Below are 18,373 nucleotides of genomic sequence, written 5' to 3'. Positions count from 1 at the left end.
TTTTTGTTGTGGTCGACATTTTGATGGATTTTTCCGCCAAGGATACGGCAGCTACTGAACAAGGAGAGCAATGATGGCAGGTACAACAGTCAGTGGTATTGGCTCGGGCATCGATACCCAGGCGATCGTCGATTCGCTGGTGGCCGCGCAAAAGGCGCCGAAGCAGGCGCAGATCAATACTCAAACACTGAAGGCAACCACCACGTTGTCCTCGATCGGCAAGATTCAGGCGGCGCTGGACGCGTTCCGCGGCGCTTTGGCCAACATGAGCGATACCAACAGCTTTGGCGGCCTGAGCCTCAAGTCCTCGGATGAGAAGGTCGCCACGGTAACCATGGGCAGCGGCGCCGCAAACGGTTCGTTCAAGTTAATCGTGGACAAGCTTGCAACAGCCTCCAAGGTTTCGACCAGGGTTTATGCCGACGGCGCGGGGTCTGTCGTCAATAAGGGTACTTCTCCGACTACCTTGACCATAAGTCAGGGCGGGAAGGATTTCGACCTTAGTGTTCCGCCTGGCGCCACGTTGCAGCAGGTGCGTGATAGCATCAACAGCCAGTTTGGCGTTGCAGGCCTCAGTGCCAACGTACTGACGGATGCCAACGGCTCTCGTTTGATCGTGACCTCGACCACGATGGGTGAGGGCTCCGATATCACGCTGTCGGGTAATTCTGGTATAGACACTGGCTATACGGTGGTCGATGAGCCGACGGACGCAGAGTACACACTCGATGGCATCGCCATGAAGTCCAAGACTAACGATATCAATGATGCTGTGAGTGGGCTCAATATCAAGTTGGTGGGGACTTCACCGACGAATGCCTCTAGTGGGGAAAAGACCGCGACCATTCTGTCGCTTAGTACCAGCTCTACCACGCTGAAGTCAGGCCTCAAAGGTTTCATCGATACCTACAACGCTTTGCTCGCTGTGATAAACGCTGAAACCAAGGTAACCAAGAATCCCGATGGCACCATGACGGCTGCGGCGCTGACCGGCGATGCAACCATGCGCACCCTGATGACATCCATTCGCGAAGAGCTCAATGCAGTGTCCGGCAATGGGGCCTTGAAGTCGTTGGCGGCCTTTGGCGTGACATCGGCCCAGGATGGCGGTGCGCTGAGTCTGGACGACGCGAAGTGGGATAAGATCGCGTCCACCAACGCGGCAGACCTCACCAGCATTTTCAATGGCAAGGATGGCCTGCTGGCACGCTTGCAGAATGTTACTGAGCCGTTCGCCAAGGCCAGTACGGGTACCCTTGCCGCACGCTCCCAGGTGCTCAGTGAAAGCCTGACCAAGCTCAAGGCCGAGCAGGACACCCTGGACGCCCGGATGGAAGCCCTGCAGAAGAGCCTGCAGGACAAGTACAACAACATGGATACCTTGGTCACGCAGTTGCGTCAGCAGCAGAACTCGGTGCTCAGCACGCTTAACGCGTTGAACAAGTCGAACAGCGACGATTGATCCGTGAGCCTTGCATGAAGCCTGGGCGCGGTGCCCAGCTTCATGTCATCGGCCGGTAAAGTTTTTCTCGATCCGCCCGATACAAGGAATATCTCCCCTAAGCCTGCCCGTCACGAGGTCGCAAGATGAATCCCATGAGAGCCCTTCGTCAGTACCAGAAGGTCAATTCCCATGCTCAGATTTCCGAAGCCACGCCGCATCGCCTGGTGCAGATGCTGATGGAGGGAGGTCTCGATCGGATGGCCCAGGCCAAGGGTGCCATGGCGCGTGGTGACATCGCCGAGAAGGGGCTTATGCTGGGCAAGGCGATCGACATCATCATCGGCTTGCGTGACGGCCTGCAGCCCGAAAAGAGCGAAAACCCCGAGTATGTGGAAAACCTCGACGCCCTCTATGTATACATGACCAACCGGCTCATGCAGGCGAATGTCGACAACGATGCGAGCATCATCGACGAAGTTGCGCAACTGCTGATTACCGTGAAAAGCGGTTGGGACGGCATTGCCGACGCCCAGCCCGCCAGCTGACGGCAAGGAGATTAACGTGAACGCACTGCAACGCCTCGATGACACCTGCGATGCCCTGATCGGCGCTCTTGGTGAACGTGACTGGGACGCCATTGCCAAGCTGGATGTGGCATGTCGCACCTGCATCGACGACGTACTGGAAAACCACACGATGGACCAGGGGTTGCTGCGCGAAAAGCTGGAAGGGGTGTTGGAGGTCTACCGCAACCTCATCGATGTGACAACCGGTGAACGCCAGGCAATTGCCGAAGAGATGATGCAGATCAACCAAGCAAAAAATGCTTCAAAGGTATACCATCTCTTCAGTTAAGATGCGCACAACATTAGAAAAGGCGCCATAAATTTGACTGCATGGCCCTTTTTGACTTAACTAGTGGCTGTTTTCGAATTCCAGACGTCCGAACACTGACCATTCAGTCGGAATGATGTCGAGCATGCCCCTTGCAGGGTGCCGATATGACTAGGGAAGTTGCTATTGCATGTGGCGTGAAACCAAGATCCTGCTGATCGATGACGACAGCGAGCGCCGCCGCGATCTCGCGGTGGTGCTGAACTTTCTCGGCGAAGAAAACCTCGCGTGCGCCAGCCATGACTGGCAGCAGGCGGTCGAGCCGTTGGCTTCCAGCCGCGAAGTACTGTGCGTGCTCATTGGCGCGGTAAACGCTCCTGGCAATGTGCTTGGGTTGCTTAAGACAGTGGCTGGGTGGGATGAGTTCCTTCCGGTTTTGCTTTTAGGTGAAATTTCTTCTGCAGAGTTCCCTGAAGACCTTCGCCGCCGCGTGCTTTCCAACTTGGAAATGCCGCCCAGCTACAGCCAGTTGCTGGATTCGCTGCACCGTGCCCAGGTCTACCGCGAGATGTATGACCAGGCGCGTGAGCGCGGCCGCCAGCGTGAGCCCAACCTGTTCCGCAGCCTGGTGGGTACCAGCCGAGCCATCCAGCATGTGCGGCAGATGATGCAGCAAGTGGCCGACACCGACGCCAGTGTGTTGATCCTGGGTGAGTCGGGCACCGGCAAAGAGGTGGTCGCACGCAACCTGCACTACCACTCCAAGCGCCGCGAAGCGCCGTTCGTGCCGGTCAACTGCGGCGCGATCCCCGCTGAGTTGCTGGAAAGCGAGCTGTTCGGCCACGAGAAAGGCGCCTTTACCGGGGCGATCACCAGCCGTGCCGGGCGTTTCGAGCTGGCCAACGGGGGCACCCTGTTCCTTGACGAGATCGGCGACATGCCGTTGCCGATGCAGGTCAAGCTGCTGCGCGTGCTGCAGGAACGCACCTTCGAGCGCGTGGGCAGCAACAAGACCCAGAGCATCGATGTGCGCATCATTGCCGCGACACACAAAAACCTCGAAACCATGATCGAGGGCGGTACCTTCCGCGAAGACCTCTACTACCGGCTGAACGTGTTCCCCATCGAGATGGCGCCGCTGCGCGAGCGGGTGGAAGACATTCCGCTGCTGATGAACGAACTGATCTCGCGCATGGAGCACGAGAAGCGCGGTTCCATACGCTTCAATTCCGCCTCGATCATGTCGTTGTGCCGCCATGGCTGGCCGGGCAACGTTCGGGAGCTGGCCAACCTCGTTGAGCGCATGGCCATCATGCACCCTTACGGGGTGATCGGGGTTTCCGAGCTGCCGAAGAAATTCCGCTATGTCGATGATGAAGACGAGCAGATGGTCGATAGCCTGCGCACCGACCTGGAAGAACGTGTGGCGATCAATGGCCATACGCCTAATTTCAGCAACCCTGCGATGCTGCCCCCTGAAGGCCTGGACCTCAAGGATTACCTGGGGAGCCTGGAGCAGGGGTTGATCCAGCAGGCGCTGGACGATGCCAACGGGATTGTGGCGCGCGCGGCTGAGCGGCTGCGTATTCGCCGGACCACCTTGGTCGAGAAAATGCGCAAGTATGGCATGAGCCGCCAAGGCGGCGAGGACCAGGCTGAGGATTGAAGCCTGGCGGTCGTCTGTACTGGCCTCTTCGCGGGCTTGCCCGCTCCCACAGGTGCAGTGCATGGCGCGAATCCAGCGCTGGCCCTGCGGGAGCGGCCAAGCCCGCGAAAAGGCGGGTACAGGTTGCAACAAAACCCTATCCCCGGCACGGCTATTGCTACACCGCTGGCACCACACCGTTTTTATGACGGTCAGCCACGCGAGAGAGCACGATGCCCCAGGCCGCCAAACTATCCCCAGCCCCCGATCAGCAGGGGCATACCCCGGTCGAGCAGGACAGCCGCCAGGGTATCGAGCAAACTTTCGCCCTGTTCAATCAGGTGTCCAGCCAGCTGAGCCAGTCCTACAGCCTGCTCGAAGCCCGGGTCAGCGAGCTGAAAGGCGAACTGGCGGTGGTCAGCGCCCAGCGCATCGACGAACTGAGTGAAAAGGAACGCCTGGCCAACCGCCTGCAGAACCTGCTGGACCTGCTGCCTGGCGGGGTGATCGTGATCGATGGCCAAGGCCTTGTGCGTGAAGCCAACCCAGCCGCCTGCCAACTGCTCGGCGAGCCGTTGCTCGGCCAGCTGTGGCGCCAGGTGATCACCCGCAGCTTTGCACCGCGCAAGGACGACGGCCATGAAGTCTCGCTACGCGATGGCCGCCGCCTGTCCATCGCCACCCGTTCCCTGGACGCCGAGCCTGGCCAGTTGGTGCTGCTCAACGACCTGACTGAAACCCGACGCCTGCAGGACCAGTTGGCGCGCCATGAGCGCCTGTCGGCGCTGGGGCGCATGGTCGCCTCGCTGGCGCATCAGATCCGTACCCCCTTGTCGGCAGCCATGCTCTACGCCAGCCATCTGGCCGACAGCGCGCACGCACTGGATGCCGAAACCCGCCAGCGCTTTGCTGCGACCTTGAAAGAGCGCTTGCACGAACTGGAACACCAAGTGCGCGACATGCTGGTGTTCGCCCGTGGCGAGCTGCCGCTGGGCGATCGGCTCACCCCCAAGGCCCTGTTCCAGGCCTTGCAGCAGGCCGCCCAGGCCCATGTGCAGGGCCACGCCGTGCGCTGGCAGTGCGACAGCCACCTGGGTGAGCTGCTCTGCAATCGTGACACCTTGGTGGGTGCCTTGCTCAACCTGATCGAGAACGCCTTGCAGGCCAGCGAAGGGCCGGCGCGCTTGAAAGTGCACCTGTTCCGCCGCCAGCGCACCCTGTACCTGTGCGTAAGTGATGCCGGCAGCGGCATCGACGCCAGCTTGTTGGCGCGCCTGGGCGAACCGTTTCTGACCACCAAGGCCACCGGCACCGGCCTGGGTCTGGCGGTGGTCAAGGCAGTTGTGCGGGCGCACCAGGGCAGCCTGAGCCTGCGCTCGAAGGTCGGTCGTGGCACCTGCGTGCGGGTCGAGCTGCCGTTGATCGACGGGCAATTGGCGGAGGGCGTGTGATGGCGATCAAGGTGCTGCTGGTCGAGGATGACCGCGTATTGCGCCAGGCCTTGGGTGACACGCTGGCAATCGGCGGCTTTGCCTACCAGGCAGTCGGCAGTGCCGAGGAAGCTCTGGAGGCCGTGCACGATGGCGCCTTCAGCCTAGTGGTGAGCGATGTGAACATGCCCGGCATGGATGGCCACCAGTTGCTCGCGCAACTGCGCCGCCAGCAGCCGCAGTTGCCGGTGCTGTTGATGACCGCGCACGCGGCGGTCGAGCGTGCGGTGGAGGCCATGCGCCAGGGGGCTGCCGATTACCTGGTCAAACCGTTCGAGCCCAAGGCGCTGCTCAGCCTGGTCGAGCGGCATGCGGCCGGGCGGGTCTCGGGGGAAGAGGGGCCGGTGGCCTGCGAGCCGGCTAGTCGCCAGCTTCTGGAGCTGGCGGCGCGCGTTGCGCGCAGCGATTCCACCGTGCTGATTTCCGGCGAGTCTGGTACCGGCAAGGAAGTGCTGGCGCGCTACATTCACCAGCAATCCCCCCGTGCGGCCCAGCCCTTCGTGGCGATCAACTGCGCGGCGATCCCCGACAACATGCTCGAAGCCACCTTGTTCGGGCACGAAAAGGGGGCCTTTACCGGTGCCATTGCCTCCCAGCCCGGCAAGTTCGAGCAGGCCGAGGGCGGCACCTTGCTGCTCGACGAAATTTCGGAAATGCCCATGGCGCTGCAGGCCAAGCTGTTGCGGGTGCTGCAGGAGCGCGAGGTAGAGCGGGTAGGCGGGCGCAAGCCGGTCAGTCTCGACATTCGCGTATTGGCCACGACCAACCGCGACCTGGCTGGCGAGGTGGCAGCTGGGCGTTTCCGTGAAGACCTGTATTACCGCCTTTCGGTATTCCCCCTGGCCTGGCGCCCGTTGCGCGAGCGCCCTGGCGACATTCTGCAACTGGCCGAGCGGCTGCTGGCGCGGCATGTGGCGAAAATGAAGCATGCCCCGGTGCGCTTGTCGGCGCAGGCACAGGCCTGTTTGCAGGGCTACGCCTGGCCGGGCAACGTCCGTGAACTGGACAACGCCCTGCAGCGGGCCTTGATTCTGCAGCAGGGCGGGGTGATTGAAGTGGCGGATTTCTGTCTGGAAGGCGCCATTCCATTGTCAGCTGGCAATGAGCTATCACCCGCGGTCGCCGCTGAAGCCAGCGGCCTGGGGGATGACATGCGCCGCCACGAGTACCAGATGATCATCGATACCCTGCGGGCCGAGCGTGGCCGCCGCAAGGAAGCCGCGGAACGGCTTGGCATCAGCCCGCGCACCCTGCGCTACAAGCTGGCGCAGATGCGCGATGCCGGGTTTGACGTCGAGGCCAGCTTGTTCGGCTGACAGGTCCTGTTCGCACGCGCGATGCGGCCTGTGTGGGAGCTGGCTTGCCCGCGAAGCATCCAACGCGCTGCATGGCACCGGCTGCGCCGGTGTTCGCGGGCTCGCCCGCTCCCACAGGGGGGTGATGTTGTCTGAACGATAGAGGCTGGCACCTTTGTTGCTTTACGTAGGTTATTCGCTGCATGAGTGTCAAAAAAATGCGGCCGCAGGAGAGAGAAGGGTCATGAGCCAAGGTGTTGAATTCAATCGTCTGATGCTGGATATGCGCGCCATGCAGGCCGACGCCATGTCGCTGCCCAAGGTCACCGCTGCCGCCGAGCTGGCGCCAGGTCAAAGCACCTTTGCCGACATGCTCGGCCAGGCCATTGGCAAGGTTCATGAAACCCAGCAAGCCTCGACCCAGTTGGCCAACGCCTTCGAAATCGGCAAGAGCGGCGTCGACCTCACCGACGTGATGATCGCTTCGCAAAAGGCCAGCGTGTCGATGCAGGCCATGACCCAGGTACGCAACAAGCTGGTCCAGGCGTACCAGGACATCATGCAGATGCCGGTTTGAGGACGGATGTAACCCATGGCTGAAGCAGTCGTCGATAACGCCCCCGCCAAGGCTGGTTCGCCAGCGGCCAAGCCGCCGCTGTTCGGCATGGCGTTTCTGGAAAACATCGCGCAGATGCCCATGCTGCGGCAGGTCGGCCTCATGGTCGGCCTGGCGGCCAGCGTGGCGATCGGCTTTGCCGTGGTGCTGTGGTCGCAGCAACCCGATTACCGCCCGCTGTACGGCAGCTTGTCGGGCATGGACACCAAGCAGGTCATGGACACCCTGGCTGCGGCCGACATTCCGTACAACGTCGAACCCAATTCTGGCGCCTTGCTGGTCAAGTCCGATGACCTCGCCCGCGCACGCCTGAAGCTGGCCGCGGCGGGCGTGGCGCCAAGCGACGGCAACGTGGGCTTCGAACTGCTCGACAAGGAGCAGGGCCTGGGCACCAGCCAGTTCATGGAGGCTACCCGCTACCGCCGCAGCCTGGAAGGCGAGCTGGCGCGTACCGTGTCGAGCCTGAACAACGTCAAGGCCGCCCGTGTTCACCTGGCCATTCCGAAAAGCTCGGTGTTCGTGCGCGACGAGCGCAAGCCCAGCGCTTCGGTACTGGTCGAGTTGTACCCAGGTCGTGCCCTGGAACCCGGGCAGGTGATGGCTATCGTCAACCTGGTCGCCACCAGCGTGCCGGAGCTGGACAAGTCACAGGTCACCGTGGTGGACCAGAAGGGCAACCTGCTGTCCGAGCAGATCCAGGATTCTGCGCTGACCCAGGCTGGCAAGCAGTTCGACTACAGCCGCCGGGTGGAAAGCATGCTCACCCAGCGTGTGCACAACATTCTGCAGCCGGTGCTGGGTAACGACCGCTACAAGGCCGAAGTGTCCGCCGACCTGGACTTCAGCGCGGTCGAGTCCACTTCCGAGCAGTTCAACCCCGACCAGCCAGCGCTGCGCAGCGAGCAGTCGGTTGATGAACAGCGTGCCAGCAGCCAAGGCCCGCAAGGCGTGCCTGGGGCGCTGAGCAACCAGCCGCCCGGTGCCGCCACGGCACCGCAGACCACCGGTGGCGCCGCCACCCCGGCAGCGGCCATTCAGCCTGGCCAACCGCTGGTCGATGCCAATGGCCAGCAGATCATGGACCCGGCCACCGGCCAGCCGATGCTCGCGCCGTACCCGTCGGACAAGCGTCAGCAAAGCACGAAGAACTTCGAGCTGGACCGCTCGATCAGCCACACCCGCCAGCAGCAAGGGCGCATGACCCGTCTGTCGGTGGCTGTGGTGGTCGACGACCAGGTCAAGATCGACCCGGCGACCGGTGACACCACCCGTGCCCCGTGGGGCAGCGAAGACCTGGCGCGCTTCACCCGCCTGGTGCAGGACGCCGTTGGTTTTGATGCCAGCCGTGGCGACAGCGTGACGGTGATCAACGTGCCGTTCGCGGCCGACCGTGGCGAGGAAATTGCCGACATCGCCTTCTACCAGCAGCCGTGGTTCTGGGACATCGTCAAGCAGGTATTGGGCGTAGTGTTCATCCTGGTGCTGGTGTTCGGTGTACTGCGGCCGGTGTTGAACAACATCACAGGGGGCGGCAAGCAAGCTGCCCCGGATAGCGACATGGAGCTGGGCGGCATGATGGGTCTGGATGGCGAACTGGCCAACGACCGCGTCAGCCTGGGTGGCCCGACAAGCATTCTGCTGCCTAGCCCGAGCGAGGGTTACGAGGCACAGCTCAACGCAATCAAAGGCCTTGTGGCCGAAGACCCGGGCCGTGTTGCCCAGGTCGTGAAAGAGTGGATCAACGCCGATGAGTGATAACCGAGCCGTTACCGCCAAGCTCAGCCGCGTGGACAAGGCGGCGATCCTGTTGCTTTCGCTGGGTGAAACCGATGCGGCGCAGGTGCTGCGCCACATGGGCCCCAAGGAAGTGCAGCGGGTCGGTGTGGCCATGGCGCAGATGGGCAATGTGCACCGTGACCAGGTCGAGCAGGTGATGAGTGAGTTCGTCGACATTGTCGGCGACCAAACCAGCCTCGGCGTGGGCTCCGATGCCTATATCCGCAAGATGCTCAACCAGGCGCTGGGCGAGGACAAGGCCAACGGCCTGGTCGACCGCATCCTGCTGGGTGGCAACACCAGTGGCCTGGACAGCCTGAAGTGGATGGAGCCGCGCGCCGTGGCCGATGTGATCCGCTACGAACACCCGCAGATCCAGGCCATCGTGGTCGCCTACCTCGACCCCGACCAGGCCGGCGAGGTACTGAGCAACTTCGACCACAAGGTGCGCCTGGACATCGTTTTGCGCGTGTCGTCGCTCAACACTGTGCAGCCAGCGGCCTTGAAAGAACTGAACCAGATTCTGGAGAAGCAGTTCTCGGGCAACTCCAACGCCGCGCGCACTACCCTGGGCGGCATCAAGCGGGCCGCCGACATCATGAACTTCCTCGACAGCTCCGTGGAAGGTGCGTTGATGGATGCGATCCGCGAAATCGACAGCGACCTGTCGGAGCAGATCGAAGACCTGATGTTCGTCTTCAACAACCTGGCCGATGTCGACGACCGCGGTATCCAGGCGCTGCTGCGCGAAGTGTCGTCGGACGTGCTGGTGGTTTCGCTCAAGGGGGCCGACGAGCGCGTCAAGGACAAGATCTTCAAGAACATGTCCAAGCGTGCCTCGGAGCTGCTGCGCGACGACCTGGAGGCCAAGGGCCCGGTGCGGGTCAGCGATGTGGAAACGGCGCAGAAGGAAATCCTCACCATTGCCCGGCGCATGGCCGAAGCCGGCGAGATCGTGCTTGGCGGCAAAGGCGCCGAGGAAATGATTTAAGCGGCCAGTTACAAGCCGCAAGCTACAAGAAACAGCAGCCCTCGCGCAGCCTGTTTTTTCTTGAAACTTGCCGCTTGAAGCTTGCCGCTATGACCCACAGGCATTACCAATGTCCACCAAAGAACACCACCCCAGCGACCTGATCCGTGCCCGCGACCTCGAGGGCGTGGATGTATGGGCGTTGCCCAGTTTCGACCCGCAACCCGAGCCCCAAGCCGAGCCCGAGCCGGAGCCCGAGGTGGTCGAGGACGAAATCGAGGAAGTGCCGCTGGAAGAAGTCCAGCCACTGACCCTGGAAGAGCTCGAAGCCATACGCCAGGAAGCCTACAACGAGGGCTTCGCCACCGGTGAGCGCGAGGGCTTCCATAGCACCCAGCTGAAGGTGCGTCAGGAGGCCGAAGAGGCGCTCAAGGCCAAGCTCGACAGCCTTGAGCGGCTGATGAGCAACCTGATGGCGCCGATTGCCGAGCAAGACACACAGATCGAAAAGCATCTGGTGCATCTGGTCGCGCACATGACCCGCCAGGTGATCGGCCGTGAGCTGCGCACCGACTCCAGCCAGATCACCCAGGTGCTGCGCGAGGCACTCAAGCTGCTGCCCATGGGCGCGGAGAACATTCGTATTCACCTCAACCCGCAGGATTTCGAGCTGGCCAAGGCGCTGCGCGAACGGCATGAGGAAAACTGGCGGCTGTTGGAAGACGGCACCTTGTTGCCCGGTGGTTGCCGCATCGAAACCGCGCACAGCCGCATCGATGCGAGCATGGAAACGCGCATCGAAAAAGCCGTCGCGCAGTTGTTCGACCAGTTGCACGACCATTCTCTGCACCCGGCAAAACCCGACCTTGCCATAGACCTGGAAGCGCCGGTCGAACCTGCCGTGGACAACCCTGATGCGCCTTGAACGCACCAGTTTCAGCAAGCGCCTGGGCAGTTACGCCGAGGCCATTGCGCTGCCCGCCCAGCCGATCGTCGAAGGCCGTCTGCTGCGCATGGTCGGGCTTACCCTGGAGGCCGAAGGCCTGCGGGCCGCCGTGGGCAGCCGCTGCCTGGTGATCAACGACGACAGTTACCACCCGGTGCAGGTCGAGGCCGAGGTCATGGGCTTTGCCGGGTCCAAGGTATTCCTCATGCCAGTGGGCAGTATTGTCGGCATTGCCCCAGGTGCACGCGTGGTGCCGCTGGACGACGGCGGCCGCCTGCCCATGGGCATGAGTATGCTCGGCCGGGTGCTGGACGGTGCGGGCCGCGCGCTGGATGGCAAGGGCGGGATGAAGGCTGAGGATTGGGTGCCGATGGACGGCCCGGTGATCAACCCGCTCAACCGCGACCCGATCAGCAAACCGCTGGATGTGGGTATTCGCAGCATCAACGGCCTGCTGACCGTCGGCCGTGGTCAGCGCCTGGGCCTGTTTGCCGGTACTGGCGTGGGTAAATCGGTATTGCTGGGCATGATGACCCGCTTCACCGAAGCGGAAATCATCGTGGTTGGCCTGATTGGTGAGCGGGGCCGCGAGGTCAAGGAATTCATCGAGCACATTCTCGGTGAGGAGGGCCTCAAGCGCTCGGTGGTGGTCGCCTCGCCGGCCGACGATGCCCCCCTGATGCGCCTGCGCGCCGCCATGTACTGCACGCGCATTGCCGAGTACTTCCGCGATAAAGGCAAGAATGTGCTGTTGCTGATGGATTCGCTGACGCGTTTTGCCCAGGCCCAGCGGGAAATTGCCCTGGCCATTGGCGAGCCGCCGGCCACGCGGGGTTATCCGCCGTCGGTGTTTGCCAAGCTGCCCAAGCTGGTGGAGCGGGCGGGTAATGGCTTGCCAGGTGGTGGCTCGATCACCGCGTTCTATACCGTGCTGTCCGAAGGTGACGATCAGCAAGACCCCATCGCGGATTCGGCGCGTGGTGTGCTTGACGGGCATTTCGTACTGTCGCGGCGCCTGGCGGAGGAAGGCCATTACCCGGCCATTGATATCGAAGCCTCGATCAGCCGGGTGATGCCGCAGGTGGTGGATGCCGACCACTTGCGTCAGGCGCAGAAATTCAAGCAGCTATGGTCGCGCTTGTCGCAAAGCCGCGACCTGATCAGCGTGGGTGCCTATGTAGCGGGCGGCGATCCGGAGACTGACCTGGCGATTGCCCTGCAGTCCAAGCTGGTGGGTTTCTTGCGCCAGGGCCTGCGTGAAAACGTGGGTATGGCGCAAAGCCGTGAAGAGCTGGGGGCGATCTTCACGCCCCCGGCCGGCTGATAGGCCATGGCCCTCCCTGGGCGCGCCGCGCGCCTGGCGCCGGTGGTGGACATGGCTGAAGAGGCCGAACGCAAGGCCGCCCAGCGGCTGGGCCATTTTCAGCAGCAAGTTGCCGTCGCCCAAGCCAAGCTGGCCGAGCTGGAGCGGTTTCGCGAGGACTACCAGCAGCAGTGGCTCAACCGTGGTGGGCAGGGGGTCAATGGCAACTGGCTGGTGAACTACCAGCGCTTCCTTGGGCAGTTGGAAACGGCGATGACCCAGCAGCGGCAAAGCCTGGTCTGGCACCAGAACAACCTCGACAATGCCCGTGGCACGTGGCAGCAGGCCTACGCCCGGGTGGAGGGGCTGCGCAAGCTGGTGCAGCGCTACTTGGACGAGGCCCGCCGCGCCGAGGACAAGCGTGAGCAGCGCCTGCTGGACGAGTTGTCCCAGCGCCTGCCGCGGCAAAACCAGTTCTGAATCCGTAGCGTCGCGTTGTGGAGCGGCCTGTGGGCGCCGTGTTCTTGCCGCCCATGCCATCGCCTGCTAAACCTTCAACAAGCTGTATTCGCCATCATCGAAGGAATCGCTCGCATGGCAGTAGAAACTGATCTCACGCAGGATGGGAAAACGTTGACGATCAAGATCAAAGGACGCTTCGATTTCAGCAAGCATCAGGAATTTCGCGATGCCTATGAGCGCCAACCAGGCCGGCAAGATTGCGTGGTTGTCGATCTGAAAGACACTACCTACCTCGACAGTTCGGCCCTGGGCATGCTGTTGCTGCTGCGCGACCATGCGGGCGAAACGGTTGAGGTGCAAGTGGTGAACCCCAGCTCCGACGTGCGCAAGATTCTCGCCATCTCCAATTTCGAAAAACTCTTCAACATCAGCTGAGCGCCGACATGCCGGCCGAACAGGCATTGACCGTGCTGGTTGCCGAAGACGGTGCCGCCGACCGTCTGCTGCTGGCGCAGATCGTGCGTCGCCAGGGGCACGAGGTTGTCACCGCGGAAAATGGTGCGCAGGCCGTGGCGCTGTTCGTCGAGCGGCGCCCGCAGTTGGTGCTGCTGGATGCGCTGATGCCGGTCATGGACGGCTTCGAGGCGGCGCGGCAGATCAAGGCCCTGGCGGGCGAGGCGTTGGTGCCGATCATTTTCCTCACCTCGCTGAACGAGGAAGAGGCCTTGGTGCGTTGCCTGGAAGCGGGCGGCGATGATTTCATGGCCAAGCCCTACAGCGCGGCGATACTGGCTGCCAAGATCCGCGCCATGGACCGCCTGCGTCGGCTGCAGGGCACCGTGCTGGCGCAGCGTGACCAGATCGCCCGGCACCACCACCACTTGCTCAACGAACAGCGGGTGGCCAAGGCCGTGTTCGACAAGGTCGCCCACGCCGGCTGCCTGGCTGCGGCAAACATCCGCTACCTGCAATCGCCCTACGCCTTGTTCAATGGCGACCTGATGCTGGCGGCATTCACGCCGGCCGGCGACATGCGTGTGCTGCTGGGTGATTTCACCGGCCACGGCCTGCCGGCTGCAGTGGGTGCCATGCCGCTGGCGGAAGTGTTCTACGGCATGACCGCCAAGGGTTACGACATGGCCGAGGTCCTGCGCGAGATGAACGCCAAGCTCAAGCGTATTCTGCCGGTCGACATGTTCTGTTGCGCGGTGCTGCTCAATCTGAGCATGCAGTGTGGCGCAGTAGAGGTATGGAATGGCGGCATGCCTGATGTCTACCACCTTTCGGTGGATGGCCGGGTGTTGTCGGTGCTGCAGTCTCGGCACCTGCCGCTGGGTATTCTGGCGGCCGAATGCTTCGATGCCAGCACAGAGATGTTGCCGCTGGTACAAGGGGAGCGCCTGCTCCTGCTGTCGGACGGGGTGCTGGACACTGCCGACGAGCAGGAGCGCTTGTTTGGGGATCGGCGCCTGCGCGAAGTGCTGGACGCCAACCGCGACCCGGCCCGCTTGTTCGACGAGTTGCTGTTGGCCCTCGAGCGTTTTGGAGGGCGCCCACGTGACGATATCAGCTTGTGCGATATCCGCATGTTCGATGCTCAAGAGCGGCCACCGATGCCTGTGCTCTACGCTGACAGCGGACGGTCCAGCCCGCAGGACTGGTCGTTGGCGTTCGAGGTGCGGGGTGCCAGTCTCAAAAGTTTCAACCCGGTGCCTTACATGGTGCAGTTGTTGCAGGAAATACCGGGCCTGCGAGCGCGCACCGGCCACCTGCACAGCGTGCTCAGCGAGTTGTATTCCAATGCGCTGGAGCATGGCGTGCTCGGTCTGGATTCGCAGCTCAAATGCGATGTGCAGGGCTTTGCCGACTATTATCAAGAGCGCGCGCGGCGCCTGGCGTTGGTGGGTGAAGGTTATGTAAGCATCCGTTTAAGGGTTGAACCGCGCCCCCAGGGTGGGCGTCTGAGTATCGAGGTTCGCGACAGCGGCGCTGGTTTCGATGTGCCGAGCGTGTTGGCCCGGGCTGTGCCGGACCACGGCCTGAGTGGTCGTGGCCTGAACATGGTGCAGCAGCTGGCCAGTGATGCGCGCTGGGCCGAGGGCGGGCGGTGTGCGCAGGTGGAATTCCAATGGTGAGCCCCGGGCGGGCTTGGGCATAATCTGCTTGATCAGGGAGTGAGCAAGTGATGGACATGCATATCGATCACCAAGTTCTCAAGGGCCTGCGTGAGGTCATGGAGAATGAGTATCTGACATTGGTGGAGACGTTTCTCACGGACTCGGAGCTCCGCGTGGAGCAGCTGCACGCGGCTAAAAGTGCCGCAGAACTCATGACGGCTGCACACAGCTTCAAGGGCAGCAGCAGCAATATGGGCGCGATGATTTTGGCCAGCCTGTGCCAGCAGCTTGAAGAGCGTGCGCGGCAGCCGCCGCTGTATGGCATCGAGGACCTGATCAGCCGCATTGTTCGGGAGTATCAGGAGGTAAAGTGCTTTTATAGCGGTGAGAAAGATCGCATTTCTGCCGGCTGACGGCTAGTTGGCGCGAGTCTTGCTTCTCTCTGCCAGGAAGATATTCACGTTCTGGCGCGGAGACCGCTCGATGCCTGTCGCACCCAACCCCTTGTTGCAAGCCAATGCCTCCGCCAGTACCGCGCGGTCAACTGCCCAACAGGCGGACAAACCCGTGCAGGCGTTGGGCGACAAGGGCGACGGCTTCGACCAGGTCATGGCCCAGCAGCGGCGCAACCCGCCGGGTGGGCCCGATGACAAGGTTGCCCAGGCCAAGCCCAAGGACAAGCCAGACGCGGCTGTTGGCGGCAAGAAGGGCCCGGGCAGCCAGGCAGCCGTTGCCGATGACGGCAACAAATTGCCGGATAACGATGCCGGGCAGGCTGATACCGGGCTGACGGACGCCAGCCTGGTGGCTGGGCAAGTCACCGATGGCCAGCCCGGCGGGCAGCTGATCCAGGCCCAGGCCGAGGCGGTGGCGCCCGTGTTGCAAGCCGCCACGGCGCAAGCCCAACTGGCCACCGCAGTGCCGGCAGAACCCACCGAAGAAGCCTTCGACCCTGACGCCGACCCCTTGGCCAACCTGCCAACCCTGCGCCTGGCGCTGGAGCACAGTGCTCAGGCCAGAGGTAGTACCTCCGCACATGCCCTTGATCCGGCCCAGGCTCGGGGCGAAGACGGCCGTGCTGCCGTCAATAGCTTGACGACTGTGGTCGAGCAATCCGAGGGCGAAGCTACCGAATCCGGTGACGGGGCGTTTGGTGCCTTGCTCGAAGACGGCCTGAAAGACACCAAGAGCGCTGCCAGCGACACCCGTATCGATGATTTCGCCAATCGCCTGGCCAGCCTGACCCAGGCAGCCACGGCCAAGACCGCCAACGCGGTGCCGGGCAGTACCAGCCCGCTGCACCAGCCCTTGCCGATGAACCAGAATGCATGGGCCGAGGGCCTGGTCAACCGGGTCATGTACTTGTCCAGCCAGAATCTCAAGTCGGCGGATATCCAGCTGGAGCCAGCCGAGCTGGGCCGCCTGGACATTCGCGTCAATGTGGCGGCGGACCAGGCTACCCAGATCACGTTCATCAGCGGCCATGCGGGCGTGCGTGATGCCCTGGACAGTCAGGTGCACCGCCTGCGCGAGCTGTTCGCCCAGCAGGGGCTGGCGCAGCCCGACGTCAACGTCGCCGATCAGTCGCGGGGGCAGCAACAACAACAGGGCCAGGCACAGGACAGCAATCTGTCCGGGGTGGCGGCGCGGCGGGCCGGGCAGGGTGGGGGCGAGGTTGTCGATAGCGCCCGGCCAGTGGAGCAGCAGGTGGTTGTCGGCGACAGTGCGGTCGATTACTACGCCTGATGCCAGGTAGCCTGTTCCGGCCTGTTCGCGGGCTCGCCCGCTCCCACCGGGATTTGAAACCTGTGCAGTACCTGTGGGAGCGGGCATGCCCGCGAAGAAGCGAGCACCGCAAATCCTGCTGAAACCGAGCTTCTGAATAAGCTGGCATAACACTTGCTCAAGCCAAGCCATCCTCCTTTGAACCCCCGATGGACGACGGATTATTGGCATGGCGAAGAGCGAAGCAGTCAAAGACCCCGCCACAAAAGGCAAACTCAAGCTGATCATCATGGCTGTCGTCGGCTTGTTGCTGGCGATCGGCCTGTCGGTGGGCGCTACCTGGTTCATCATGCACAAGAGCGAACCGGCGCCGGCTGCCGAGGCGGCAGCCAGCAACGTCAAGCCCGCGGCAATCTACCAGGCGCTGACCCCGGCCTTCGTGGTCAACTTCAACCAGAACGGTCGTCAGCGCTACATGCAGGTGAGCATTACCATGCAGGCGCGCAACCAGGCAGACCTGGACGCGCTCAAGGTGCACATGCCGGTCATCCGCAACAACCTGGTGATGATGTTCTCCGGGCAGGGCTTCGACGCCCTCGCTGGCAGCCCGGTCGGCCAGGAAATGCTGCGCCAGAAAGCGACTGCCGTGGTCCAGGAAGTGGCGCAGAAGGAACTTGGCAAGCCGGTCATCGACCAGCTGCTGTTCACCAATTTCGTATTGCAGTAGGAGTGCGCAATGGCCGTACAGGACCTGCTGTCCCAGGATGAGATCGATGCTCTGTTGCACGGCGTCGACGACGGGCTGGTGCAGACCGAGAGCGTCTCGGAGCCTGGCAGTATCAAAAGCTACGACCTGACCAGTCAGGACCGTATCGTGCGCGGTCGCATGCCGACCCTGGAAATGATCAACGAGCGTTTCGCCCGTTACACCCGCATCAGCATGTTCAACCTGCTGCGCCGCTCGGCCGACGTGGCCGTGGGTGGCGTGCAGGTGATGAAGTTCGGCGAATACGTGCACTCGTTGTATGTGCCGACCAGCCTGAACCTGGTCAAGATCAAGCCATTGCGTGGCACTTCGCTGTTCATTCTCGACGCCAAGCTGGTGTTCAAGCTGGTGGACAATTTCTTCGGCGGCGATGGCCGCCATGCCAAGATCGAGGGCCGTGAGTTCACCCCCACCGAGCTGCGCGTGGTACGCATGGTGCTGGACCAGTGCTTCGTCGACCTCAAGGAAGCCTGGCAGGCCATCATGCCGGTGTCTTTCGAGTACATGAACTCCGAGGTCAACCCTGCCATGGCCAACATTGTCGGGCCGAGCGAGGCCGTGGTGGTGTCCACCTTCCATATCGAGCTGGACGGTGGTGGCGGTGACCTGCACGTGACCATGCCGTATTCGATGATCGAGCCGGTGCGGGAAATGCTCGATGCCGGTTTCCAGTCTGACCTGGACGACCAGGACGAGCGTTGGGTCAAGGCCCTGCGCGAAGACGTGCTGGATGTTGCGGTGCCGATGACTGCCACCGTGGCCCGGCGCCAGTTGAAGCTGCGCGACATTCTGCACATGCAGCCCGGCGATGTGATACCGGTTGAATTGCCCGAGCACCTGGTGTTGCGCGCCAATGGCGTGCCGGCGTTCAAGGCGCGGCTGGGCTCGCACAAGGGCAACCTGGCGCTGCAGATCATCGACCCGATCGAACGCCGCTGACGGCGTGCCGGTCGCCCCTAACGAATTGAATGCCTGTCGAGGAAA

Annotated in this window: 18 protein-coding genes; all 18 read left to right on the top strand. The window is 62.6% G+C overall.

Annotated features, from left to right (window positions below):
• The first annotated feature begins 73 nt into the window (after positions 1-73).
• The 18 genes from fliD to fliM all read left to right on the top strand — a co-directional run bounded on the left by fliD (position 74) and on the right by fliM (position 18,328).
• Positions 74-1,462, top strand: coding sequence for a flagellar filament capping protein FliD (gene fliD / locus ACF8SD_RS19080; RefSeq protein WP_392484973.1), 1,389 nt, complete (start codon positions 74-76; stop codon positions 1,460-1,462).
• Positions 1,463-1,587: 125 nt separating this feature from the next.
• Entirely contained in the window at positions 1,588-1,989 is a 402-nt protein-coding gene (fliS, locus tag ACF8SD_RS19075) for a flagellar export chaperone FliS (RefSeq protein ID WP_009684229.1), read from the top strand.
• A gap of 16 nt (positions 1,990-2,005) precedes the next feature.
• The gene (locus ACF8SD_RS19070; RefSeq protein ID WP_392484972.1) at positions 2,006-2,299 is read left to right on the top strand and encodes a flagellar protein FliT; all 294 of its coding nucleotides are present in this window, start codon (positions 2,006-2,008) and stop codon (positions 2,297-2,299) included.
• Positions 2,300-2,468: 169 nt separating this feature from the next.
• Positions 2,469-3,944, top strand: coding sequence for a transcriptional regulator FleQ (gene fleQ / locus ACF8SD_RS19065; protein ID WP_392484971.1), 1,476 nt, complete (start codon positions 2,469-2,471; stop codon positions 3,942-3,944).
• A gap of 212 nt (positions 3,945-4,156) precedes the next feature.
• Positions 4,157-5,374: a sensor histidine kinase gene (locus tag ACF8SD_RS19060; protein WP_392484970.1), complete on the top strand. Its 1,218-nt coding sequence runs from the start codon at positions 4,157-4,159 to the stop codon at positions 5,372-5,374.
• A complete protein-coding gene (locus ACF8SD_RS19055; protein WP_392484969.1) occupies positions 5,374-6,729 on the top strand; it encodes a sigma-54-dependent transcriptional regulator in 1,356 nt (451 codons plus the stop codon). The genes ACF8SD_RS19060 and ACF8SD_RS19055 overlap by 1 nt, the downstream gene beginning before the upstream one ends.
• 223 nt (positions 6,730-6,952) lie before the next feature.
• Positions 6,953-7,285, top strand: coding sequence for a flagellar hook-basal body complex protein FliE (fliE, locus tag ACF8SD_RS19050; protein WP_392484968.1), 333 nt, complete (start codon positions 6,953-6,955; stop codon positions 7,283-7,285).
• Positions 7,286-7,300: 15 nt separating this feature from the next.
• On the top strand, positions 7,301-9,079 hold the full coding sequence (gene fliF / locus ACF8SD_RS19045) for a flagellar basal-body MS-ring/collar protein FliF (protein ID WP_054904678.1): 1,779 nt from the start codon (positions 7,301-7,303) through the stop codon (positions 9,077-9,079).
• Positions 9,072-10,091 carry a flagellar motor switch protein FliG gene (gene fliG / locus ACF8SD_RS19040; RefSeq protein ID WP_003254434.1) on the top strand — a complete coding sequence of 340 codons (1,020 nt, stop codon included), beginning with the start codon at positions 9,072-9,074 and terminating at the stop codon, positions 10,089-10,091. Before fliF ends, fliG begins: the two co-directional genes overlap by 8 nt.
• A gap of 109 nt (positions 10,092-10,200) precedes the next feature.
• Complete coding sequence (fliH, locus tag ACF8SD_RS19035; RefSeq protein ID WP_392484967.1) at positions 10,201-10,995, top strand: flagellar assembly protein FliH; 795 nt, start codon at positions 10,201-10,203, stop codon at positions 10,993-10,995.
• Positions 10,985-12,340 carry a flagellar protein export ATPase FliI gene (gene fliI, locus ACF8SD_RS19030; protein WP_054904676.1) on the top strand — a complete coding sequence of 452 codons (1,356 nt, stop codon included), beginning with the start codon at positions 10,985-10,987 and terminating at the stop codon, positions 12,338-12,340. Before fliH ends, fliI begins: the two co-directional genes overlap by 11 nt.
• Before the next feature lie 6 nt (positions 12,341-12,346).
• Positions 12,347-12,799: a flagellar export protein FliJ gene (gene fliJ, locus ACF8SD_RS19025; protein ID WP_173888052.1), complete on the top strand. Its 453-nt coding sequence runs from the start codon at positions 12,347-12,349 to the stop codon at positions 12,797-12,799.
• 114 nt (positions 12,800-12,913) lie between these two features.
• A complete protein-coding gene (locus ACF8SD_RS19020; RefSeq protein ID WP_173888054.1) occupies positions 12,914-13,216 on the top strand; it encodes an STAS domain-containing protein in 303 nt (100 codons plus the stop codon).
• Between the two features lie 8 nt (positions 13,217-13,224).
• A complete protein-coding gene (locus ACF8SD_RS19015) occupies positions 13,225-14,916 on the top strand; it encodes a fused response regulator/phosphatase (RefSeq protein ID WP_173888056.1) in 1,692 nt (563 codons plus the stop codon).
• A 47-nt stretch (positions 14,917-14,963) separates the two neighbouring features.
• Positions 14,964-15,311 carry an Hpt domain-containing protein gene (locus ACF8SD_RS19010; RefSeq protein ID WP_173888057.1) on the top strand — a complete coding sequence of 116 codons (348 nt, stop codon included), beginning with the start codon at positions 14,964-14,966 and terminating at the stop codon, positions 15,309-15,311.
• A 70-nt stretch (positions 15,312-15,381) separates the two neighbouring features.
• The gene (locus ACF8SD_RS19005; protein WP_392484966.1) at positions 15,382-16,644 is read left to right on the top strand and encodes a flagellar hook-length control protein FliK; all 1,263 of its coding nucleotides are present in this window, start codon (positions 15,382-15,384) and stop codon (positions 16,642-16,644) included.
• A gap of 208 nt (positions 16,645-16,852) precedes the next feature.
• The gene (gene fliL / locus ACF8SD_RS19000) at positions 16,853-17,350 is read left to right on the top strand and encodes a flagellar basal body-associated protein FliL (RefSeq protein WP_054911378.1); all 498 of its coding nucleotides are present in this window, start codon (positions 16,853-16,855) and stop codon (positions 17,348-17,350) included.
• A gap of 9 nt (positions 17,351-17,359) precedes the next feature.
• Positions 17,360-18,328, top strand: a complete 969-nt coding sequence (gene fliM / locus ACF8SD_RS18995) for a flagellar motor switch protein FliM (RefSeq protein WP_173888061.1) — start codon at positions 17,360-17,362, stop codon at positions 18,326-18,328.
• Positions 18,329-18,373: the final 45 nt, after the last annotated feature.

Origin of the sequence: Pseudomonas sp. CJQ_9 (assembly GCF_043106615.1) — a bacterium.
GTDB lineage: Bacteria > Pseudomonadota > Gammaproteobacteria > Pseudomonadales > Pseudomonadaceae > Aquipseudomonas > Aquipseudomonas juntendi.
This window is presented reverse-complemented; position numbering and strand designations above follow the sequence as displayed.